Source organism: Amycolatopsis sp. Poz14 (assembly GCF_006704225.1).
Classification (GTDB): Bacteria; Actinomycetota; Actinomycetes; order Mycobacteriales; family Pseudonocardiaceae; genus Amycolatopsis; species Amycolatopsis nivea.
The window spans coordinates 5788993-5812080 of sequence record NZ_JACLHD010000001.1; the positions used below are offsets into that span (position 1 = coordinate 5788993).

Sequence of the window (23088 nt, forward strand, 5' to 3'; positions counted from 1 at the left end):
CGTGCCACGCGAATTCGATCCAGTGAAGCTCGCGGTGCTGGCGAACGCCTTCGACGGCATCGTCCGCGAGATGACCAGCGGGCTGCTCCGGTCCGCACGGTCCTCGGTGATCAACACGGCACGGGATTTCTCCTGCGCCGTGCTGACCGCGGACAACCAGCTGCTCGCCGCCGCCGAAGGCGTGCCGGTGCACGTGTTCGGAGCCGGACCGCTCGGCGAGGACATGGTCGCGCTGCACGACGACATCCGCGAGGGCGACGCGTTCCTGCACAACGACCCGTATCTGGGCAACTCGCACGCGGCCGACCACTGCATTCTCGTGCCGATTTTCGTCGAGGGACGGCACTTGTTCACCGCGGTCACCAAGGCGCACCAGGCCGACTGCGGCAACGCCCTTCCGACGACGTTCTACGCGACCGCTCGCGACGTCTACGAGGAAGGCGCGCTGATCTTCCCCTGCGTGCGGATCCAGCGCGACTACGCCGACGTCGACGACATCATCCGGATGTGCCGTTCCCGGATCCGTGTGCCCGACCAGTGGTACGGCGACTACCTCGCGTCCGTCGGCGCGTCGCGCATCGCGGAACGGCGCACCCAGGAACTCGCGGCGAAGTTCGGCGCGGACACGCTCGTCGAGTTCGTCGACGCCTGGTTCGACTACTCGGAGCGTCTCGCGACGAGTGCGGTCGAGACCCTGCCGGAGCGCGTGCTCACCGGCTCGACAACCCACGATCCCTTCCCCGGCACCGGCCCCGACGGCGTTCCCGTCAAGGCCACGATCTCGGTCAAGCCCACCGAAGGCCGCGTCACGATCGACCTTCGCGACAACCCCGACAACCTGCCGAACGGGCTCAACCTGACGCGGGCGACGGCGACCGGGGCAGCGCTGGCCGGGATCCTTTCTGGACTCCCGGAGTCCTTGCCCAGCAACGCGGGCACGTTCCGGCGCTTCGAGGTGCTCCTGCGCGAGGGCTGCGCGGTCGGCGTGGCGAAGCACCCCTACTCGTGCTCGTCGGGCACGACGAACCTGGCGGACCGGGTCGTCAACATCGTCCAGTCGGCGTTCTCGCAGATCGAGGACGGGTACGGCACCGCCGAGGGCGCGACCGGCCAGGCGCCGGCGAAGTCCGTGATCTCGGGCATCGACGAGCGGACCGGAAACGCCTACGTGAACCAGATCCTGGTCGGCGGCGTCGGCGGTCCGGCGACCCCGTATGTCGACGGCTGGCCGACCTACCAGCGTCCCGTTTGCGGCGCCCTGCTGTACCACGACAGCGTCGAGGTCGACGAGCAGCGCTACCCGATCCTGGTGCACGAACGCGTGCTCGTCGCGGATTCAGGCGGCGCCGGCCGGCAGCGCGGGGGACTCGCGTCGCGCGTCACGATCGAGGCCCGCGACGACGACGTGACCCTCACCTACGGGATCGAAAGCAAGTTCAACCCGCCCAAGGGTGTCCGCGGCGGGGCAGACGGAGCCGTTCCGAAGGCCTGGGTCGAAGCCCTCGACGGCAATCGCAAGGAGATCCCGGTTGTCGGCCGCTACGACATGGCGCGCGGCGAGAAGGTCGTGTCGATCACGCCGGGCGGCGGCGGTTACGGCGATCCGCTCGACCGGGCATCGACAGCCGTGCTCGACGACCTCAGCGAAGGCCGCGTCACCCCGGAAGCGGCGCTCGCCGTGTACGGCGTCGTGATCACCGGCGGCCTCATCGACGACGCTGCGACGCGGAAGCTTCGCAACGAGCGTCGCAACCCGGAAGCGAAGTGAGACAGATGGATCCCATCCGAGTCGGCGTCATCGGCGTCGGAAACGTGCTCAACCAGTACCTCGACAAGATCGGGGTCCACCCCGACGTCGAGATCGTCGCGCTCGCCGACGTCAACGCGGAAGCCGCCCGCAAGCGCGCGGCGGAGTACTCGGTGCCGAAAGCCCTCGCACCCGACGAGCTGCTCGCCGATCCCGACGTGGAGCTGGTGCTCAACCTGACTCCGCCCGAGCTGCACGCGCCGGTCACGCTGAACGCGATCGCCGCCGGAAAGCACGTGCTGTCGGAGAAGCCGTTCGCGATGTCGCTGGAGGAGGCGCGGCAGATCCTGGACGCCGCCAAGGCCGCGGGCGTGCACGTCGGTTCCGCGCCGACGACTTTTCTCGGGTCGGGGATGCAGACCAGCCGCAAGCTCATCGACGACGGATGGATCGGCAGGCCCGTCGCCGTCTTCGGTTCGTTCGCCAACCGCGGCTACGAGCACTGGCATCCGAACATCGATCCCTTCTACCGCCCGGGCGTCGGCCCGATGCTCGACATCGGCCCGTACCTCGTCACGAACCTGGTGAACTTCCTCGGCCCGGCGAAACGAGTGTCCGCGAGCGCTCCGCAGTCCTCCGAGACGCGCCCCCGGCCCGACGGCAAGGGCGGCTACGACGGGGTCATCGACATCAAGACCCCGACCCACGTCACCGGCGTGATCGACTTCGAGTCCGGCGCGACCGCGACCCTGATCGTGAGCTGGGACGTGTGGAACCACAACCTTCCGCACCTGGAGATCTACGGCACGAGCGGATCTGTCGCCGCGCCGAACCCGGATCACTTCTCCGGAGCGCCGATTCTGCGCCGGGGCGAGCCCCGCGACCTGGCCCTGGACATGACGCCGCCCGGCGGAGGGGATTGGCGCGAAACCCCGATCACGCACCGCGACGACGCCTACCGCGGGATCGGCCTGGCCGAGTTCGGGCACGCGATCCGGAACGGACTCGAGCCCCGGACCGGCGCCGCCTTCTCCTACCACGTGCTCGAAGTGCTGGTGGCCTTTGAGAAATCGTCGGAGCTCGGCCGCCACATCGAGATCGAGAGCACCTGCGAACGGCCTCGCCCGCTTCCGTCGACCGGACCGCACGAGCCGTACCGATTCGACTGACCGAGTTCGCGGATCCGTTGCCGCGGCCCGATTCCGGCGACGCCGCACCGTTTCGAACCACCGACCCAGGAGAACGCATGAACACCAAGAACGTGCGCCGGCGCACTGTCGCGCAGGCGATCGTCGAGTACCTGCAGGTCCAGTACAGCGAACTCGACGGCGAACGCCGCCGCCTGATTCCGGGGATGTACGGGATCTTCGGCCATGGTAACTCCGTCGGCCTCGCGCAGGGCATCGACGAGTACGGAGCGGACTTCCCGCATTTCGCCGGGAAGAACGAGCAGTCGATGGTGCACGCGGCCATCGGGTACGCCCGGGCGAACAACCGCGCCGCGACCCTCGCTTGCACCGCCTCGGCCGGCCCGGGCTCGACCAACATGGTCACCGGCGCCGCCACCGCGACCACGAACCGGCTCCCGGTCCTGCTTTTCCCCGCGGACATCATCAACAACCGCAAGGGCGACCCGGTGCTGCAGCAGATCGAGCACCCGGTGGAGCGGGACGTGTCGGCCAACGACGCCTTCCGCCCGGTCAGCCGGTACTTCGACCGCATCACCACTCCGTCCCAGCTGCTGGTCACCCTGCCGGAGGCGATGCGGGTGCTGACCGACCCGGCCGACACCGGCGCGGTCGTCGTCTGCCTGCCACAGGACATCCAAGGCGAGGCTTACGACTTCCCCGAAGAGTTCTTCGCCCCGCGGGTCTGGCCGATCCGCCGACGGCCGGCATCCGCGGAAGAGATCCGCGACGCGATCGAGATCATCCGCCGGGCGGAGCGCCCGATGTTCATCGCCGGCGGCGGGGTGCGCTACTCAGGCGCGGGCGACGAACTCTCGAAGCTCAGCGCCGACTTCGGCATCCCGGTCGCGGAGACCTACGCCGGCAAGGGGATCGGACCGGTCTCGGACCTCAACCTCGGCGGGCTCGGCGTCGACGGCACGGTCGGCGCGAACCGGATCGCCGCGCGCGCTGACTGCGTGATCAGCGTCGGCTCCCGGCTGCAAGACTTCATCACCGCGTCGCACTCGCTGTTCGAGAATCCCGACGTGAAGCTGGTGCACCTCAACGTGAGTTCCTTCGACGCGCACAAAATGGGTTCGTTTCCCGTCGTCGGAGACGCGAAGCTGTCGCTCGGCGCATTGCACGAGGGGCTGACCGCAGCGGAGTACGCGAGCGCGAAGGGGTACCGCGACGAAATCGCGGCCGGACGCGCGACGACGGCCGAGGTGCTCAAGAACGACCTGCGCGAGTTTCCTGGCGAGAACATGAGCCAGGCACAGGTGATCGAGGTGCTCAACAAGTACACGGGCGCAGAAGACACGCTGGTGCTCGGCTCCGGCGGAGTGGTCGGCGGCGTGCACAAGGCGTGGGACACCTCGAACGGCACCGAGGTCCTCTCCGAGTACGCGAACTCCTGCATGGGCCACGAACTTCCGGCCGGCCTGGGCTATCGGCTCGCGCGTCCCGACGCACCGGGCGACGTTTTCGTCCTGATCGGCGACGGCACGTACTACATGCAGCCGACCGAACTCATCACCGCGGTCCAGGAGCACCGGAAGATCGTCGTCGTGGTCATCGACAACAGCGGGCACCAGTGCATCTGGCCGCTGCAGGTCGCGAAGGGCGGTCCGGGCCACGAGTTCGGCACCCAGCTGCGCGAGCGGAACGCGAAGACCGGGCGCTTGGACGGCCCCGTCGTTCCCGTCGACATCGCCGCGAACGCGGCCAGCATGGGCGCCGCTTCGTGGTCGGCCACGACGATCGAGGAGTTCACCTCGGCGCTCAAGGAGGCGCGCGCGGTCGAGGGACGCCCGGCTGTCGTCGTGGCTCACGTGGAGCCGTGGCGCTACCTCACGGGCAACGGCACCTTCTGGGACGTCGGCGCCGCGATGACTTCGCAGCGGCCCGAAACCCTGGAAGGCGGCGAAAAGCACCGCGAAGGACGGGAGCGCCAGCGCTATTACGCGCCGACGGTCGCTCCCGGCAGCGAAGCCTGATCGCCCGGACCGCTGCGGCTGCCCCGCCGAATTCCTTTGCGGGGCAGCCGTTCCTTTCCCGCGCACCATCGACAGCCCGAGACGAAGGAGAAGACATGGGCACCTTCGCCGTTACCGATCCGTCCACCGGCGAAACCGTCGCCGAATATCCCTCGGCGACCGCGGAGGAGATCGAGGCCGCCCTCGCCGCCACGCACCGGACTTACCACGAGTGGTCCCGCCGGACCATGGTGCGCGAGCGCGCCGTGCCTGCTCGCCGGCTCGCCGAGCTTTTCCTTGAGCGCCAGGACAAACTCGCGAAGATCATCAACCGCGAGATGGGCAAGCCGATTCCGCAGGCGCTCGGCGAGATCCGGTTCTCGTCGAAGATCTGCGCCGCCTTCGCCGACAACGCGGAGGAGTGGCTGGCCGACGAACAGCTCGAGGTGGCTGACGGACTGCGGACCTTCTTCCGGTACCAGGGTCTCGGCGCGATCCTCGGGATCATGCCGTGGAACTACCCGTACTACCAGGTCGTGCGCTTCGCCGTGCCGAACCTGATCCTCGGCAACACCGTCCTCCTGCGGCACGCCAGCCAGTGCCCGGAGTCGGCGCTCGCGCTGCAGCAGCTCTTCCTCGACGCGGGCTTCCCCGAGGGCGCGTATGTGAACGTGTTCTCGACCCACGAGCAGAGCGCCGCCATGATCGCCGACGACCGGGTGCAGGGCGTCTCGCTGACCGGTTCCGAACGCGCCGGCGCGATCGTCGCCGAGCAGGCCGGCCGTGCCTTGAAAAAGTGCGTGCTGGAACTCGGCGGCTCCGACGTGTTCCTGGTGCTCGACGTCGCCGACCTCGACAACGCGGTCGAGCACGCGGTGGCCGGCCGCATGGACAACACCGGACAGAGCTGCATGGGCTCCAAGCGCATCGTCGTCCTCGACCGGCACTTCGACGAGTTCACGGCGAAGTTCACCGCCGCGATCGGAGCCCAGTCGTACGAAAACGGCGATTTCGGGCCACTCTCGTCCGACTCCGCGACCAGGACCCTGAAGGCGCAGGTGGGGGAGGCGATCGAGCAGGGCGCGACGGTCCTCGTCGGGGACAACGAGCCGCGGGGCAACGTCTACACGCCGAGCGTCATCGGCGACATCACCTCGGACATGGCCGTCTACAGCGAGGAACTGTTCGGCCCGGTCGCGCAGCTCTACCGGGTTTCCAGCGACGAGGAGGCGATCGAGCTCGCCAACTCCTCGCCCTACGGACTCGGCTCGGTCGTGATGTGCGACGACCTGGAGCGGGCAGAACGGGTCGGCGACCAGCTCGACGTCGGCATGGTCTTCATCAACGCCAACGGTCTTGGCGGTCCGGACGTGCCCTTCGGCGGAGTCAAGAAATCGGGCTACGGCCGTGAGATGGGCAGGGTCGGCATGCTCGAGTTCGCGAACAAGAAGCTTTACCGCTTCGCGAAGTAGGCGCCAGCTCTGTTTTGGCGGCTGCTTTCCGGTCGCGAGACGCGGAAGGGGCGGAGCTCCCGGAGCCCCGCCCCTTCCGCGTGCTTTGTGTTTTACAGCTGAGTGGTGGTCGCTCCGGTCACGGCGGGAACGTCGATCCATTGGCCGGACTCGGCGCTGCGAAGCGACACATCCACCAGCTCGGAGGCGGACCAGCCGTCCGCCGCGGACGGCGCGAGCTGCTTGCCCTCAGCGACCGAGCGGAGGAACAGCGCCGCCTCGATCGTTTTGAGGTCGTTGAACCCGATGCCGGGTCCCGCGTTGGGCTGGAAACGCGCGAACTCCCCGAACGACGTCGGTGTCATCACTGTGCGGTAGCCGGTGCCGTCGTCGGCGACCTCGAGCTGGTTCATGCGGTCGAAGTTCCAGCGCAGCGAACCCTCGGTGCCGTAGACCTCGATGATGTACTCGGCGTGCGGGCCGACGGCGACCCGAGTCGTTTCGAGGACGCCGATCGCGCCGCCGTCGAAGCGGGCGAGAAGCGCGGCGTAGTCCTCGTTCTCGACCTCCTTGGCTCCGCCGCCGGGAAGCGGGCGCTGCCGGATGAAACGTTCGGTCACCGCGTTCACCGAGGTGATCGGAGCTACGAGGAACTGCGCCAGGTCGAAGGCGTGGCTCAGCACGTCGCCGAGCGCGCCGGAGCCTGCTTGCGCCTGCTCGTACCGCCAGGTGAAGCCCTGGTTGGGATCGGAGGCGTAGCTGGTGATCATGCGGATCTGCAGGTTGGTGATGCGTCCGAGCGAGCCGGAGCGGATCAGGCGGCGGGCCTCGGCGACCGCGGGAGCGTGCCGGTAATTGAAGCCGACCGCCGTGCACAGCCCCGCCGCGGCGGCGGCTTCGGCGATCTCTCGCGACTCGCGGGCGTTGCGGCCCATGGGCTTTTCGATCCAGAAGTGCTTTCCGGCCTCGACAGTGGCCAGCGCGATCTCGTGATGCAGGAAGGGCGGAGAGCAGATCGACACGACGTCGACGTCCGGATGCGCGAGGAGTTCGCGGTAGTCGGTCGTGGTCTCGCGGAATCCGAGCGCTTCGGTCGCGTGGGCACGCCCGGCCGGATCCGGTTCGGCGGCGATCACGAGTTCCGCCCGCTGGGGCAGTTCCGGGAAGAATTGCCGGCTCTGGAGATAGGAGCGCGCGTGGAGGCGCCCCATCACCCCGACGGAGATCAGGCCGACTCCGATGCTGTTCTTCTCTGGCAAGGCGACTCCTTCGTTGACGCGTGGTGCGGGCCAGCCTAGGAAGGCAGCGGCGGCGGACGGTGTGTCAATCTGGAACATCGCCGCCGCTCGCCCCGCTGCTGTACTTGCGGCCACAGGCGAACAGGCGCGCCGCGCCGGGAACGGTGCGTGCCGATCCCGGGCTCCGCCGCCGGAACCGTTGCGGCCGCGGCGAAACTGCTCGCCGGGTGCGGAGCCGTTCGACCCGCATCGCTCGAACCGTCCCGCGTCAGCGCGGGCCGATCACCACCACGCCCCGTGCAAGGAGCAGCGAACATGCCCGACCCGAACACCAGTCACCTCCGCAGCGCGCGGTGGTTCGGCCCGCACGACCTGACGGGATTCATCCACCGCACCGCGATCCAGGCCGAAGGCTTCTCGAAGTTCGCGGTCAAGGACCGCCCGGTCGTCGGGATCGCCAACTCGTGGTCGGAGCTGGTCAACTGCAACATCCACTTCAAACTGCTGGCCGAAGCCGTCAAGCGCGGCGTGCTGATGGCCGGCGGCCTGCCGCTGGAGTTCCCGACCATCTCGCTCGGCGAGAGCCTGATGAAACCGTCGGCGATGCAGTTCCGCAACCTCATGGCCATGGACGTCGAGGAGTCCATCCGCGCCTACCCGCTCGACGCGATCGTGCTGCTCGGCGGGTGCGACAAGACGGTTCCGGCTCAGCTCATGGGCGCGGCGAGCGCGGACGTTCCGGCGATCATGCTCACCGGCGGCCCCCAGGAACCCGCGTATTTCCGCGGCCGTCAGCTCGGCGTCGGCACCGACACGTGGAAGTACGCCGACGAACTGCGCGCGGGAAAGATCACTCAGGAGGACTTCAACGACCTCGAGGCGAGTGCGAAGCCCACCGCGGGGCACTGCAGCGAGATGGGCACGGCGTCGACCATGACTTCCCTGGTCGAGGCCCTCGGCATGTGCCTGCCCAAGACCGCCTCGATTCCCGCCGTGGACTCCCGCCGGGCCGCGGCGGCCGAGGCCACCGGCCGCCGAGCCGTCGAGATGGCGCTCACCTCAGGCCCCAAACCGAGCGAGGTGCTCACCGAGCAGGCATTCGACAACGCGATCACCCTGCTCATGGCCGTCGGCGGATCGACCAACGCCGTCGTGCACCTGCTGGCGCTCGCGCGGCGGGTCGGCTACGACCTGCGGCTCGACCGCTTCCACGAGATCTCGAGTCGCACCCCCCGAATCGCCAACGTGCGCCCCTCGGGAGAACACCTCGTCAAGCAGCTGTTCAACGCCGGCGGCATCTCGGCGGTGCTGAAACAGCTGGACCCATTGCTGCACGGCGAGGCGATCACCGTCACCGGCGAGACGCTGGCCGACGGCTACCGCGACGCCGCGGAGCCGGACGGACAGGTGATCAGCAAGCTCGACCAGCCTTTCGACGCTTCGGGCGGCATCGCGGTGGTGCGCGGTTCGCTCGCCCCCAATGGCGCGGTCATCAAGCGCAGCGCCGCTTCGCCCGAGCTGCTGAAGCACCGGGGCCCGGCGGTCGTGTTCGAGGACATCTACGACCTCGGGCGCCGGATCGACGACCCGAGTCTCGCCATCACCGAGGATTCGGTGCTGGTTCTGCGCAACAGCGGGCCGACCGGCGCGCCCGGAATGCCGGAGTGGGGGATGCTGCCCATCCCCGAGCGGCTCCTGCGCCGAGGCATCCGCGACCTCGTGCGGATCTCGGATGCCCGGATGAGTGGCACCGCGTTCGGCACGACCGTCCTCCACGTGTCGCCCGAGGCCGCGGTCGGGGGACCGCTGGCCGCCGTGCGCGACGGCGATCCCATCGTGCTCGACGTCGAGAACCAGCGGCTCGACCTGGACATCGCGGACGAGGAGATCGCACGGCGGCTCGCGAACGTCGAGCTGCCCGCCCCGAAATACCGCCGCGGTTACGGACGGCTCTTCCTTGACCACATCACGCAAGCCGACGAGGGATGCGACTTCGACTTCCTGCACAAGCTGCCTGACGAAGAGCCGCAACGGCTCCCTTACGGCCTCACCAGCGGGTGGCAGGGCGGCTGGTGATCGGCCGCGCCAACCCTGCGGCGATCCGCCGAGACACCGTCCGAAGTGGAGAAAACAGATGAACCGCCCGAAAGTCATCGTCGTCGTTTCCCCGGAACGGCAAGCCCCGCCGCTCGATGCGCTGGAACCCGAGGCAGAGGCTGTCCTCGTGCGCACCGCCGACGAGTTGCGCGCCGCCCAGGAGGACGCCGAAATCCTGTTCCTGAACGACTTTCGCAGCACCCTGCTGCGCGAGGTCGGGCCGGGACGGCTGCGCTGGATCCACACCTCCAGCATCGGCATGGATCCGCTGTTGACCGAAGCGATCGTGCACAGCGACATCGTGGCCAGCAATTCGCGCGGCGTCTGCGAACGGCCGATCGCGGAGTGGGTCCTCGGCGTGCTGCTGATGTTCGCCAAGGACCTCCGGCGCACGATCGAACTGCAGGACGAGCACCGGTGGCAGCACCGGGAAACCGAACCGATCCTCGGCCGGAAGGTGCTCGTCGCGGGTCCCGGGCCGGTAGGGCGGGAAACCGTGCTGCTCCTGCGTGCCGCGGGCATGGACGTCACCGTCGTGGGACGGACCGCCCGGCAGGACCCCGAACTCGGCGCCGTCGCGGCGATCGGCGAGATCGACGAATTGCTCCCGGATGCGGACGATGTCGTGCTGACGCTGCCGCTGACCGAGGACACACGAGGCATGTTCGACGCGGCCCGCCTGTCCGGAATGCGGCGAGGGGCCAGGCTGGTCAACGTGGGCCGCGGTGCCGTGGTCGTCGCCGACGATCTGCTCGCCGCGATCGACAGCGGGCACCTCGGCGCCGCGGCGCTCGACGTGTTCGAGCAGGAGCCGCTGCCCGCCGACAGTCCGTTGTGGAGCAGGAACCGGATCCTGGTTTCTCCGCACGCGTCGGGAGATCTGGTGGGCTGGCGCGGCCGCGTAGTCGACTGCTTCGTCGAGAATCTGCGGCGCTGGAAGGCAGGCGAACCGCTGCGCGACGTCGTCGACCTGCGCGCCATCGGAGTCACGGCGTCGCCGACGCGCTGAACTCTTCACGCGGCAGGCGCGTTCGGCGAGTGTCTCACACTGGCACAAAAAGGTGTGCGGACGCACGATTAGCGTCATGCCATTCCAAGCGACTCAACGACGAGGTTGACGAGGTCACTATGGTGGGCAACACCGAAGCAGCGACGCCGGCGGCGGCGACCGAGGGGCTGCGGCTCCGCGGCAACATGGGTATCGGAGCGCTCGTGATGAGCGTGCTCGCGTTCGCCTCGCCCCTGGCGACCGTCGCGGGCACCATGCCCGTGTTGATGATGTTCAGCGGCAAGGCCGCGCCGGGCATCTACCTCATCATGACGGCGATGCTGCTCATTTTCTCGGTGGGTTTCGTGAAGATGAGCCGCTCGATCGAGAATCCCGGCGGCTTCTACTCCTTCATCACCGCCGGCCTCGGCAAAACGACCGGCCTCGGCGGCGCGTTCCTGGCGTACGTCGGCTATCTCCTGATCGGCTTCTTCGCACCCGCGTTCTTCGCGGTGACGCTGCAGGCGTTCGTCGCGAAAACCTTGCACGGCCCCGACATCCCGTGGTACTGGTACGCACTCGCGATTACTGCCGCCACCACCTTTCTCGCCTATTGCCGCATCGATCTCTCGGCAAAGGTGCTCACGGTGGCGATGATCCTCGAGGTCGTGATCGTCATTGCGTTCGACGTGGTTTCGTTCGCGACCAGCGGCGGGCGCGTCGCGCACGGAATCGGCTTCTCGATGCCGTGGTTGACCGACGCCGGCCTGGGATTGGCTCTCCTGTTCGCGATCGGCAACTTCTTCGGCTTCGAAGCGACGGTGATCTTCCGCGACGAGGTCAAGAACCCGGACCGGACCATTCCGCGCGCGACGTACCTCGCTGTCGCCGGCATCGGCCTGTTCTACGTGATCGCGGCGTGGGGATACATCGCGTACCTCGGCGCGGACCGAGCGCAAGAGGCGGCGCGCACGAACACCGTCGGGCTGTTCCACGACTCGGCGGCGCAACTGGTCGGGGTGGTTTTCTCCGACGTGGTCTCGCTTTTCCTGATCACCTCCGTTCTCGCGTCGATGCTGTCCATTCAGAACATCGCCGCCCGCTACAGCTTCTCGCTCGCCTCGGACGGGGCGTTGCCGCGCGTGCTCGGCCGCGTGCACAAACGGCACCGCTCGCCCTATGTCTCCGCGCTGACCGTAGGCTTCCTCTGGGCACTGGCAATCGTTGTGCTGGCTGCGCTCGGCGTCAGCCCGGACGCCATCTACCCGATCGCCAGCGGCAGCGGCACTTTCAACGTCCTGCTGCTCATGTTCGTCGTGAGCCTGGCGGTGCTGGTGTATTTCCTCCGCCGTCGCCGGCAGGCGTCCGAACCGCTGTGGAACACCGTGATCGCGCCGGCGATCAGCATGGTGTTCCTGGGCGCGGTGACCTATCTGGCCGTCGCGAACTACCCCGAGCTCATCGGCGGGTCGACTCTGGTGACGGTGATCTTCATGGCGTTCACCTTCGCGCTGTTCCTCGGCGGCGTGCTGTACGCCGGGTATCTGCGCAGGAAACGCCCCGAGGTCTATGCGAAACTCGGCCGGGAGCGGCTCTGACCCGTTCGCCTGCTCAGCCTAGGGACCGGTCCGACCGAATGGAGTGCATCGAGTGTCGACAGTCGCCACCGGGACGAGCCAGTTGATTCGCGAGCTCCGGGAACAGGGGATCGACGTCGAGGACTCGTCCCGCCGCCGCTGGGAGTACTCCTACGACGCGTCGAACTACCGAGTGCGACCCGCGGCGGTGGCGTTCCCGGGCACCGTCGAGCAGGTCCGGGAGATCGTTCGGCTCTGCGCTCGGCTCGGCGTGCCGGCCACCACTCGCGGCGGCGGCACGTCCATGGCAGGCAACGCGGTCGGCTCCGGCCTGGTGGTCGACCTCTCCCGGAGGATGACCAGGACGGACGAGGCGGACCTCGGCTCGCGGACCGTCTGGGCCGACGCGGGAGTCGTGCTCGGCGAGCTGCGCAGCAGGGTGGAGAAGCAGTCCGGGGGAAGCCTGACCTTCGCCCCGGACCCGTCGTCCGTATCGCGCGCGACGATCGGCGGCGCCATCGGGAACGACGCGTGCGGCAATCACTCCGTGGCCTACGGGCGGATGACGCATCACCTGCTGGAGGTCGAACTCGTCACCGCCGACGGAGCACACCTGCGCGCCGGGCGCGACGGAATCCGTGCCGTCGACGCCGGGGACCAGGTTTCCGTCGCACGCGCCGCCGAACTCGACGCGGCACTCAGCGGCCTCGCGCAGCAGCACCTCGCCCTGATTCGGACGGAGTTGCAGAGGATCCCGCGCCAGGTATCGGGATACCACCTGGGCGAACTGCTGCCCGAGAACGGCTTCGACGTCGCACGCGTGCTCGCTGGCAGCGAAGGCACCTGCGCGATCATCGTGCGCGCACGAGTCGGTCTGGTTCCGAAGCCGCGGACGACCGCCTTGCTGTGCTTGGGCTACGCGGACACCGTCGAGTCGGCCCGGGACGTGCCGTCCATCCTCGCGGCGGAACCGGCCGCGCTCGAGGGACTCGATCTGTCTATTGTGGACATAATGCGGCATCGACGCGGCGCGACGAGCGTAGATTCCCTGCCGCGCGGCAGTGCCTACCTGATGGTGGAGTTCTCCGCCGACACGATCGAGGAAGCGGCGACGGACTGCACCCGGCTGCTCGGCGTCCTCCGCGGCGCGGGGAGAGTGCTCGACCACGCCGTCGTGACCGATCCCGGCGAACGCGCGAAACTGTGGAAAGTGCGCGAAGACGGCGCGGGCTTGTCGTCTCTGCGCATCGACGGCGTGCAGACCTGGCCGGGCTGGGAGGACTCGGCTGTCGCGCCCGAGCGTCTTGCCGACTACCTTTCCGAGCTCTTTCCGTTGGTGCGCAAGTACGGCTACACCGCGTTCATGTACGGGCACTTCGGCGCCGGGTGCGTCCACATGCGACTCGACTACGACCTGCACACTGAACGGGGTCGCCGCGACTTCGCGGACTTCACCCGCGAGGCTGCCGCTCTCGTCGTCGCCCACGGCGGGTCGCTTTCCGGGGAGCACGGCGACGGCCGCGCGCGCAGCGAACTGCTCGAGGTCATGTACTCGCCCGAGATGATCGCGCTCTTCCGGACGTTCAAGCGCAGCTGGGACCCGCGAGGGCTGCTCAATCCCGGCATCATCGTCGACCCGGAGCCGTTCACAGTTTCCTTGGCCCTCGAAGGAGCTCCCGCTTCGGGCGCGGCCGCCGGGAACTCGCACGCCTGCATCGGCGTCGGCCGGTGCCGCGCGACCTCCGGCGGCTTCATGTGCCCGAGCTACCGGGCGACGAAGGACGAGAAGGACTCGACCCGCGGCCGTGCGCGCGTGTTGCAGGAGCTGACGCGCGCTCAGGGCAGCACTGTGAACGGCTGGTCGAGCCCAGAAGTGCGCGAAGCCCTCGATCTTTGCCTGTCGTGCAAGGCGTGCTCGAGCGACTGTCCGACCGGTGTCGACATCGCCGAAGCGAAGTCGGAGCTCGTGAACGAGCACTACCGCGGCAAGCTGCGCCCGTTCACGCACTACTCCATCGGGTGGCTGCCCAGGTGGCTCCCGCTCGTCACCCGAACCGCGGGTCTCGCCAACGCCGTGTCAAGCAATCCGTTCGTGCGCAGGCTCGGCGAGCGGCTGGGGGTGAGCGCACGACGACGCCTGCCCGCGTTCGTCTCAGCGCGGTCGCGACGGCTTCGCATCGAGGAGGCGCGTTTCTCGGACGCCGCGGACGTTCTCGTGTTCGCCGACAGTTTCACGCGCGCGTTCCGCCCCGAAGTGATTCCCGCCGCGACCCGGGTGCTCCGCGACACCGGGGAGACGGTCGGCTGCACTCCCGACGCCTGCTGCGGGCTGACGTGGATCTCGACCGGCCAGCGCGACGGCGCGCGACGCCGGCTCCGGCGTCTGGTCGACCGTTTCGACGACGGGACAGACCGGCCGATCGTCGTGCTCGAGCCGAGTTGCGCCGCGACGATCCGGGACGAAGCCCCGAAGCTCGTCAGCGGACCCGCGGCTCAGCGGGTCGCCGCTCGGGTGCGGTCCTTCGCCGCGGCGGTGGACGAGGCGCTCACCCGCGGCTGGAAGCCGAGCGCACCGTCCCCGGAGCGCGTCGTGCTGCAGACACATTGCCACGAGCACGCGGTCTTCGGCTCGGACGTCCAGCGTCGCGTGCTGCGCAACTGGGGCGTCTCGGAGGTCGCGGTCTCGTCGTCGTGCTGCGGTGTCGCCGGCAACTTCGGCTTCGAGGCCGAGCATTTCGATGTCTCGATGAAGGTGGCCGAGCACTCGATCCGACCGGCCTTGGACAGCGCGGCCGACGCCCCGGTGCTCACCGACGGCTTCAGCTGTGCGATGCAGGTGAACCAGATCGACCCGTTGCGCGGAAGCAGCCACCTGGCATCGTTGATGGATCCTGCTCGACTGCCCGGCTCGCCGCGCGCTGACTAGGCCCCCACGCGACTGGAGTCCGCGGACGGCAGGCGCAAGAGCGAGTGCGAAACCTGAATCGCGCGTGCGACGGCGTCCGGCAGCGTGTCGGGCGAGCACCACCTGCGCGCGCCCTCGACGACGGTGAGCACGAGCCGGATCTGCTCGTCCACGTCGGCATCGATGCCCATGTCGATCGCCGCGGCGCGGTACATGTCCTCGTAATAGGCGACCCAGCTGTCGACCTGGTCGTGCAGGCCGGCGGGGAGCGAGGGCACGACCGCGTCGGTGGCGACCAGCAGGTCCCAGAGATCGCTTTCGGGCAGCGTGACCTGGCGGGTGAGATGCTCCCGCACCATCGCGTCCCAGAATTCGGCCGCCGTCTCGGTCCGGTCGACGGCCGCCAGGATCGCGTAGCCGAACTTGGAGAAATGCCAGCGAAGCGACTCCGCGACGATCTCGTCCCGTCCGCCGGGGAAATAGGCGTAAAGGCTGGGAGCCTTGATGGTCAGTTCGGTCGCGAGCATCCGCATGGTCACGGTCGTGAAGCCGTGCGCGTTCGAGAGCCGGAGAAACGCTTCGAGCGCGGCGCGCCGAGGCGGGGTCTGCCCGGACCAGTCGAACTGGCTCAAGTGGACGCGCAGTCTTTCCGAGGCGTCATACCGACGCGCTGAACTCATCGTTTTCCCCTCTGCCGCGCGGCTCGGCACTTGCGGTGCTCGTCTGCCGAGGTTAGCGCCCGAGCTCGGCAAACACAGTGACGGGCTGCCTTCGGACGGTGCGGTGCTGGCCTGATCCGGCCAACTTATCGAGCCGCGCCGGCCGGCTTCTGTACCACTCTGAGACAGGTGTGGATCTCCGCCGTGCCTTCCGGTATGTGGCCAACTGCCGGAAGAATGCCCGGATTCCGGAACCGAGCTGGAACAGCGAGCGTCGCCCGCGCTCGGATTTGTCCGCAACCGGGTCGGCGCATCGTCCTGGCGAGCTGAGTGAACATCTGTTTATAATGATGAACATGAGTTCACTACCGGACGACCGCACCGCGAAGGCGAGGATCCGCGACGAGGCGCTGCGGCTGTTCGGCGAGCGCGGTCCGGACGCGGTGACGGTTCGCGACGTCGCGGCGGCGGCCAGCGTTTCGCCGGCGTTGGTGATCCGGCACTACGGGTCCAAGGACGGGCTGCGGGAAGCGGTCGACGAGCACGTGGTCCAGGTTTTCGGGGCGATGCTCGCCGAGGCTGTCGCCCCGAGCGGGGACGGTCCGTTCGATCCGGAGGCGGTGCCGAGTCTGGCCGAGGCGGTGTCCGGCGGCCTTCCGGCGGGCTCGGCCGTCCCCGGGTACCTCGGGTGGCTGCTGCTCGGCGGCGGGCCGGCGGCGTCGGGGTTGTTCGGCAAGCTCTACGCGCTGAGCCAGGACACGCTGGCGGCCATGGCGAGCGCCGGAATGGCGGACACCGGCTCGGATCCCGATGTGCGCGCGGCGTTCCTGCTTGCCAACGACCTCGCGGTGCTGATCCTGCGCGACCGGCTGCGCGAGGTCCTCGGCGTCGACCCGCTGTCGGCCGACGGGATGCGCCGCTGGGGGACCGAGGTGTTCGCCGTGTACCGCGACGGCCTGCGGGGTTCGGCCTGACGAACCCTTTCCATCACCAGTGAATCGAGGTCGACAGATGACCAATGCCACCCCGTCTTCAGACGCCGTTGGCCGCGCGGGCGCCCGGCTGCTGCGCAACCGGCGGCTGATGCGCGCTCCGATCTGGCTCTACCGCGCCCGGCTCGGTTTCCTTTTCGGCTCGCGGATGCTGCTGCTCGAGCACGTCGGCCGCAAGTCCGGAGCCCGGCGTTACGTCGTGCTGGAGGTCATCGGGCACCCGGATCACGACACGTACGTGGTGGCGTCCGGTTTCGGCGACCGGGCGCAGTGGTATCGCAACCTTCTCGCCGAGCCGCGGGTGCGGGTGGCCAGCGGTGCGCGCGGCCTGTCTCCGGCGACTGCGCGGAAACTGTCCACCAAGGAGGCGGACGCCGCGCTGGCGGTCTATGTGCGCAAGCATCCGCGGGCGTGGCGCAAGTTCAAGACGATTCTGGAGAACACTCTCGGCACGGCGATCAGCGAACGCGACACCGAGTTGCCGATGGTCGAACTGCGCCTGGACGGGGCGGGATCGTGAAGGCCGTCGTGTGCGGCGCGGGAATCGCGGGCCTGGCCGCGGCGCAGTGCCTGGCGCGGCGCGGCTGGGAGGTCGTGGTGCTGGAACGCGCACCGGCCCCGCGCGCGCAGGGCTACATGATCGACTTCATGGGACCCGGGTACGACGCGGTGGAAGCGATGGGCGTTCTCCCTCGGCTGCGCGAACTCGGCTACGACGTCGAGGAGGCGGGCTACTACGACGAATCCGGCCGGCAGCGCGCCGTGATCCGGTACGACGCGTTCGCCAAGCCCGTCGGCGGACGGCTCCTGAGCATCATGCGGCCGGATCTCGAGTCGGCCCTGCGGGAAAGCCTGCCCGAAGACGTCGAACTCCGATTCGGCGCCGAGGTCGTCGGCGTCTCGGACGGAGCGGGGAGCGTCCGCGTCGACACGGCCGACGGGGCCTCATCCGAGGCGGATCTGCTGGTCGGCGCCGACGGGGTGCATTCGACCGTCCGCGAGCTGGTGTTCGGCCCGGAGACTAGTTTTCTCAAGTACCTCGGCTTCCACACCGCGGCTTACACGTTCGAGGACCCGGAGGTACAGGCGCTGGTACGCGACCGGTTCTGCCTCTCCGACAGCATCGGCGCCGAGCTCGGCTGCTACGGGCTCCGGGACGGCCGGGTCGCCGTTTTCGCCGTCCACCGTGCGACGGACCCGACGCTGCCCGAGGACCGGGTCGCCGCGCTTCGCCGTGAGTACCGGCGGCTCGGCTGGGTCGCGCCGCGCGTTCTCGCCGCCTGTCCGCCGAACGACGAGGTCTACTACGACCAGGTGGCGCAGATCGTGATGCCGCGGTGGAGCAGCGGCCGTGTCGTCCTGGTCGGCGACGCGGGTTACGCGGTCTCGCTGCTCGCGGGAATGGGCGCCTCGCTGGGAATCGGCGGAGCGTACGTGCTCGCCGAGCAAGTGGCTCGCGCCGCTACCGTGCCGGATGCGCTGGAAAACTACGAGCGGCTGTGGCGTCCGGTCGTCGCCGACAAACAGGCAGCCGCCCTCAAGAGCGCACGGTGGTTCCTGCCGAGATCGCGGGCGGAACTGCTGGCCCGCCGCGCCGCGTTGCGGCTCTTCCGGCTCCCGGTACTGAACCGGTTCCTCGTCAAGTTTTTGTCGGGCAAGCAAACCGCGGTCGTTCGCGCCCTCGCGTCGGCACCGGACGCTGCTGGCTCCCCAGTCCGGTAGCCGCGCAGGTCGCTCCATTGTGGACAGTTTGGCGGCGTGCATGCGACCGGTGCCGCGGCGGCCGAGTCGGAAACAGGCGCTAAGTCCGGACCGGCTGTGCCCATTTCGCTTCGCGGGAACTGCCCACCGGCACCATGATCGTCGTGGGAGCTGGGTTCGGCCGGATTCGCCTGTGCTTGCCGACGCGATGCCGGACAGTCCGGCGGAGCTTAGGCTCGGGCGATGGACGCGATCTGGCGTGCGCTGGCTTTCGCGGGGTCGATGGCCTGGGAGATTCTCTGGGCCCTGATCCTGGGTTTCCTGCTGTCCGCGGTGGTGCAGGCGGTGGTGCGCAGATCCACGATCGTGCGGTTGATGGGCGACCGGCGGCCGCGGACGCTGGCGGTGTCGTCGTTGCTCGGCGCGGCGTCCTCGTCGTGTTCCTACGCCGCGGTCGCGCTGGCCCGTTCGCTGTTTCGCAAGGGCGCTGACTTCACCGCGGCGATGGCGTTCGAGATCGGCTCCACGAATCTGGTGGTCGAGCTCGGGGTGATCCTGGCGTTGCTGATGGGCTGGCAGTTCACCGCTGCGGAGTTCGTCGGCGGGCCGATCATGATCGTGCTGCTCGCGGTGCTGTTCCGGCTGTTCGTCCGGAAGAAGCTGATCGACCGGGCCCGGGACCAGGCGGAGCGCGGGCTGGCCGGTTCGATGGAAGGCCACGCCGCGATGGACATGTCGGTCCAGGCGGAGGGCTCGGCGGCGGCGAGACTGCTTTCCCCGCAAGGATTCACCGCGGTGGCGCAGGTTTTCGTGATGGAGTGGGCGGCGATCCTGCGCGACCTGCTGATCGGCTTGCTGATCGCGGGCGCGATCGGCGCGTGGGTGCCGGACGCGTTCTGGCGGGCGTTCTTCTTCTCCGGCGACCCGGTCGTCTCGGCGGTGTGGGGGCCGCTGATCGGGCCGGTCGTCGCGATCCTGTCGTTCGTGTGCTCGATCGGGAACGTCCCGCTGGCGGCGGTGCTGTGGAACGGCGGCATCAGCTTCGGCGGGGTCGTCTCGTTCCTCTTCGCCGATCTGCTGATCCTGCCGATCCTGAACATCTACCGGAAGTACTACGGCGTCCGGATGACGCTCGTCCTGCTGGCGACGTTCTACGCCGCGATGGTCGGCGCGGGCTATCTCGTCGAACTGCTTTTCGGGGCCGCCGGGCTGATTCCGGGGCAGCGGCAGGCGATCGTGGCGGCTGCGGGCATCTCGTGGAACTACACCGCCTGGCTGAACATCGCCTTCCTCGCCGTTGCTGGGCTGCTCGTCGTGCGGTTCGTCCGCACCGGCGGACTGGGCATGCTGCGCATGATGAACGGGCCCGCCGACGGGCGATGACGCGCCGCCACGGCGGTTTTTCGGCGGCCCGGGTGTTCCGGGACCGGTCCCGGAACACCCGGATTAGCGTTCCCGCATGCGATACCTGATGGCCAGGACGGTCCTCACAATCCTGACGGTGGCCGGGGCCGTCTCCGCGTGCGGCGGCTCGCCGACCGCATCGACGACTACGCCGCCGTCGTCTCCGGCCCCGGCGAGTACCACCGCGACCGCGGCATCGAGCAGCGCCGCGCCCACGACCAGTAAAGCGCCGTTCCCCGCAGCGGCGGACGGGACGAATCTGCGCGCCTGCGCCGACGGCGACTGCGAGATCCTGGTGACCGGGCCGGTGACCATCCGCTTCAACAGGAGTCTCGGGATGAGTTCGCTGGACATCACCGCGGTTTCGTCCGCAGGGGTCGACTTTCAGTCCGTTTCGCCGTCCGGGATGGTGATGTCGGCGATGGGGCAGACGCCGAACCAGGGTGGCGCGTCCAGCATCAACAAGCTGTCGTTCGAGGTGGTCGCGCTCGAGGGATCGAAGGCTGTCGTGCGGTTCACGCACATCTAACCAGGTTCGGCGCGGAGAGAACGCGGGCGTTGTGGCCGGTCCAGCGTGTGCACGCTGCTCTGCGGTGCCAACCGATCCGTCGGTACCTGGACCGGGGCTGACCTTCAGGCGCGCCGCCGCGGGTCCAGCCGGTCAGCGTTGCGAGCGGCGAACTCGACCAGCGCGGCTGCTCGGTCGTTCAGGCGGACCTCGCGGGGCCACATCATCACCACGTTCGCGGCCGGTTCCGCAGGCTCGAGGTCGCACAGCGCGAGCGGCAGGTCCTCGTACGACCGGTTCACCGTGGGGCGCTGGATCAGCACCGAATAACCGAACCCGCGGGCGACCAGCGAGCGGGTCAGTTCGAAATCGGCGGTCCGGTGCGCGACGCGGGGTTCGATCCCGGCCCGCTCGTACAGTTCGCGGGTGTGCTGGGCCGCGGGCGGGAAGTCCAGCATGATCATGGGGTCGTCGGCCAGTTCGGCCAGCCGTACCGTGTCGCGGCCGGCCAGTCGGTGCGCGGCGGGCAGCAGTGCGTACGGCGGGGCGCTGTACAGCGGGACGGAGTCCAGTCCGTCTGGCAGCGCCATGTCGTAGCCGACTGCGACATCGAGACCGCCGGCCAGCAGCCGCTGCGGCAGTTCGGCTTGGCTGCCGGTGACCACGGACAGATCCACGCGCGGGTGCTGGTCGCGCACCCACTCCATCAGGATGGGGACCACCGTCGGCGCCACCGTGGAGTAGCACCCCAGCGCCAGCGGCCCGGCGAGTTCGCGGCCTCCGCCCGCGGCCGCCCGTTCGAGTTCGTCGGCGTCGCGCAGCAGGCCGGCGATGCGCTCTCGCAGGTACTGGCCGGTCGGCGTCAGCGTGATGCCGTGCGCCTTGCGGCGGACCACCAGTTGGGTGCGCAGCACGCGTTCCAGTTCGGTGAGCGCGGAAGCCACCGCGGTCGGAGTCACGTGCAGTTCCGCGGCGGCCGCCGAGATCGACTTCGCCTCCGCTACCGCCGCGAAGTACTCGAGCTGGCGGAGGGTGTAGCCAGGCATAACCAAACCTCAGCTGTGGTTGTTCGCAGGTTATTTGAACTTTACCTGTCGTGGTGGCCTGGCTCACGCTGGGAGCGAGGAGGTCGACGATGACACTCGACACGACAGCGGCGCGCGAAATCCCGACCGCGGACCGGGTGGAAATCCCCGCCCTGTACACCGACCCTTACCCGATCTACGAACGGCTCCTGGCGCGAGCGCCGATCCATTGGGTTCCGGCGCTGGATCGCTACCTGGTGGTGGGCCACGAAGCCTGCCACACCGTCGAACTCGACCAGGAACGGTTTTCCGCCGACGAAGCGCAGTCGTTGATGAAGCGCTCGATGGGCCACAGCATGCTGCGCAAGGACGACCCCGAGCACGATGCCGAGCGCAAAGCGTACGGCGGGGTGTTGCGGCCGAAGGCGGTCAAACAGCAGTGGGAAGCGGTCTTCGAGCGCAATTACCGCACGTACGCGGAAAAGTTGCGTGCCGCGGGCCCGGGCGCCGACCTCGTCGCCGAGTTCGCCGCGCCGTATGCCGCCGACAATTTGCGTGCCGTCCTCGGGTTCCGCAATGCCGGTCAGGGGGATCTGCAACGGTGGTCGCAGACGCTCATCGACGGCACCGGCAACTACGCCGACGACCCGCGGGTGTGGGCCGCCGCGGAGCGCTCGTCCCGCGAGGTGGACGAGGCGATCGACGAACTGTTGCCGCTCCTGCGCGCCGAACCCGACGGCAGCCTGCTGTCCGTGCTCGCCTCCTCCGGAATGCCGGTGGATGCGTTGCGCGCCAACGTGAAAATGACCATCGGCGGCGGGGTCAACGAACCGCGCGACGCGCTCGCGACCACGGCGTGGGCGTTGCTGACCTATCCGGCGCAGCGGGCGGCGGTGCTCGCCGGGCAACGGTGGCGGGATGCCTTCGAGGAGTCCCTTCGCTGGGTCGCGCCGATCGGCATGTATCCCCGGCAGGCGACGCGAGACACCGAACTGGCCGGGCTCGCGGTGCCCCGGGGCGCGCGGCTTGGCATCGTGCTCGGTGCGGCCAACCGGGATCCCGCGGTGTTCGTCGATCCAGCGGTCTTCGATATCGACCGGCCGCGCAAACCGCACCTCGCTTTCGGCGGGGGGAACCATTTCTGCGCAGGTGCGTGGGTCGCCCGCGCGTCCGTGGTGAGCGTCGCGCTGCCGCGGCTGTTCGCCGAATTCCCCGGGCTGCGCCCCGATCCGGCCCGGCCCGCGACGGTGGGCGGCTGGGTCTTCCGCGGCGTGCTTTCCCTGCCCGTGCACTGGGACTGAATCCTCGAGGAGAACCGAATGCCCAAGGTCACCTTCCACCGCGACGGGGCGGTCAGCACTGTCGCGGTCGCGGCGGACAGCACCGTCATGCGTGCCGCCGTGGAGAACGGCGTCGACGGGATCGTCGGCGAATGCGGCGGACAGGCGATGTGCGCGACCTGCCATGTCTACGTCCGCGAGCCCTACCTGTCGGCGGTGCCGCCGCTGTCCGAGGACGAGGACGAAATGCTCGAGTGCACCGCGGCGCCCCGCGACGAGCGACGCAGCCGCCTCGGCTGCCAGCTGAAACTGGGCGGTGCGCTGGAAGAAATCGAAGTGGACGTGCCTGACACCCAGCTCTGAATCCGGGG

Annotated in this window: 18 protein-coding genes; 15 read left to right on the forward strand and 3 right to left on the reverse strand. The window is 68.9% G+C overall.

Annotation, left to right across the window (positions count from 1 at the left end):
• Position 1: 1 nt before the first annotated feature.
• The 4 genes from FKO37_RS27405 (at position 2) to FKO37_RS27420 (ending at position 6364) form a co-directional block, all read left to right on the forward strand.
• Complete coding sequence (locus tag FKO37_RS27405) at positions 2-1768, forward strand: hydantoinase B/oxoprolinase family protein (RefSeq protein WP_037806075.1); 1767 nt, start codon at positions 2-4, stop codon at positions 1766-1768.
• Positions 1769-1773: 5 nt separating this feature from the next.
• Positions 1774-2916: a Gfo/Idh/MocA family protein gene (locus FKO37_RS27410; protein ID WP_238606349.1), complete on the forward strand. Its 1143-nt coding sequence runs from the start codon at positions 1774-1776 to the stop codon at positions 2914-2916.
• Positions 2917-2993: 77 nt separating this feature from the next.
• The gene (gene iolD, locus FKO37_RS27415; protein WP_238606350.1) at positions 2994-4913 is read left to right on the forward strand and encodes a 3D-(3,5/4)-trihydroxycyclohexane-1,2-dione acylhydrolase (decyclizing); all 1920 of its coding nucleotides are present in this window, start codon (positions 2994-2996) and stop codon (positions 4911-4913) included.
• Positions 4914-5008: 95 nt separating this feature from the next.
• Positions 5009-6364, forward strand: coding sequence for an NAD-dependent succinate-semialdehyde dehydrogenase (locus tag FKO37_RS27420; protein WP_238606351.1), 1356 nt, complete (start codon positions 5009-5011; stop codon positions 6362-6364).
• A gap of 92 nt (positions 6365-6456) precedes the next feature.
• Here FKO37_RS27420 and FKO37_RS27425 read toward each other — a convergent pair whose 3' ends face one another.
• Positions 6457-7602: a Gfo/Idh/MocA family protein gene (locus tag FKO37_RS27425; protein WP_238606352.1), complete on the reverse strand. Its 1146-nt coding sequence runs from the start codon at positions 7600-7602 to the stop codon at positions 6457-6459.
• Positions 7603-7896: 294 nt separating this feature from the next.
• On the opposite strand from FKO37_RS27425, the gene FKO37_RS27430 reads away from it, so the two are divergent.
• The 4 genes from FKO37_RS27430 (at position 7897) to FKO37_RS27445 (ending at position 15169) form a co-directional block, all read left to right on the forward strand.
• On the forward strand, positions 7897-9657 hold the full coding sequence (locus FKO37_RS27430; protein ID WP_238606353.1) for an IlvD/Edd family dehydratase: 1761 nt from the start codon (positions 7897-7899) through the stop codon (positions 9655-9657).
• Positions 9658-9715: 58 nt separating this feature from the next.
• Positions 9716-10687 (forward strand): D-2-hydroxyacid dehydrogenase, encoded by a 972-nt coding sequence (locus FKO37_RS27435; protein ID WP_037806081.1) that lies wholly within the window; start codon positions 9716-9718, stop codon positions 10685-10687.
• A gap of 119 nt (positions 10688-10806) precedes the next feature.
• On the forward strand, positions 10807-12264 hold the full coding sequence (locus tag FKO37_RS27440; protein WP_037806082.1) for an APC family permease: 1458 nt from the start codon (positions 10807-10809) through the stop codon (positions 12262-12264).
• A gap of 52 nt (positions 12265-12316) precedes the next feature.
• Positions 12317-15169, forward strand: coding sequence for an FAD-binding and (Fe-S)-binding domain-containing protein (locus FKO37_RS27445; RefSeq protein WP_238606354.1), 2853 nt, complete (start codon positions 12317-12319; stop codon positions 15167-15169).
• Here the strand turns inward: FKO37_RS27445 and FKO37_RS27450 are convergent.
• The gene (locus FKO37_RS27450) at positions 15166-15828 is read right to left on the reverse strand and encodes a TetR/AcrR family transcriptional regulator (protein ID WP_238606355.1); all 663 of its coding nucleotides are present in this window, start codon (positions 15826-15828) and stop codon (positions 15166-15168) included. The two genes, FKO37_RS27445 and FKO37_RS27450, sit on opposite strands and share 4 nt — an antisense overlap.
• A gap of 335 nt (positions 15829-16163) precedes the next feature.
• Here FKO37_RS27450 and FKO37_RS27455 point away from each other — a divergent pair, with 335 nt between their 5' ends.
• From FKO37_RS27455 to FKO37_RS27475, 5 genes are all read left to right on the forward strand, one after another.
• Positions 16164-16781, forward strand: coding sequence for a TetR/AcrR family transcriptional regulator (locus FKO37_RS27455; RefSeq protein WP_238606356.1), 618 nt, complete (start codon positions 16164-16166; stop codon positions 16779-16781).
• A gap of 37 nt (positions 16782-16818) precedes the next feature.
• Entirely contained in the window at positions 16819-17319 is a 501-nt protein-coding gene (locus tag FKO37_RS27460; RefSeq protein ID WP_238606357.1) for a nitroreductase family deazaflavin-dependent oxidoreductase, read from the forward strand.
• Positions 17316-18521: an FAD-dependent oxidoreductase gene (locus FKO37_RS27465; RefSeq protein ID WP_037806086.1), complete on the forward strand. Its 1206-nt coding sequence runs from the start codon at positions 17316-17318 to the stop codon at positions 18519-18521. The genes FKO37_RS27460 and FKO37_RS27465 overlap by 4 nt, the downstream gene beginning before the upstream one ends.
• A 222-nt stretch (positions 18522-18743) precedes the next feature.
• Positions 18744-19883: a permease gene (locus tag FKO37_RS27470; protein WP_238606358.1), complete on the forward strand. Its 1140-nt coding sequence runs from the start codon at positions 18744-18746 to the stop codon at positions 19881-19883.
• A 358-nt stretch (positions 19884-20241) separates the two neighbouring features.
• On the forward strand, positions 20242-20433 hold the full coding sequence (locus FKO37_RS27475; protein ID WP_238606359.1) for a hypothetical protein: 192 nt from the start codon (positions 20242-20244) through the stop codon (positions 20431-20433).
• A 104-nt stretch (positions 20434-20537) separates the two neighbouring features.
• Here the strand turns inward: FKO37_RS27475 and FKO37_RS27480 are convergent, their stop codons facing one another.
• Positions 20538-21458, reverse strand: coding sequence for a LysR family transcriptional regulator (locus tag FKO37_RS27480; protein ID WP_037806092.1), 921 nt, complete (start codon positions 21456-21458; stop codon positions 20538-20540).
• An 89-nt stretch (positions 21459-21547) separates the two neighbouring features.
• On the opposite strand from FKO37_RS27480, the gene FKO37_RS27485 reads away from it, so the two are divergent.
• Both FKO37_RS27485 and FKO37_RS27490 read left to right on the forward strand, forming a co-directional pair.
• A complete protein-coding gene (locus FKO37_RS27485) occupies positions 21548-22738 on the forward strand; it encodes a cytochrome P450 (protein ID WP_238606360.1) in 1191 nt (396 codons plus the stop codon).
• Between the two features lie 18 nt (positions 22739-22756).
• Entirely contained in the window at positions 22757-23080 is a 324-nt protein-coding gene (locus FKO37_RS27490; protein ID WP_037806095.1) for a 2Fe-2S iron-sulfur cluster-binding protein, read from the forward strand.
• Positions 23081-23088: the final 8 nt, after the last annotated feature.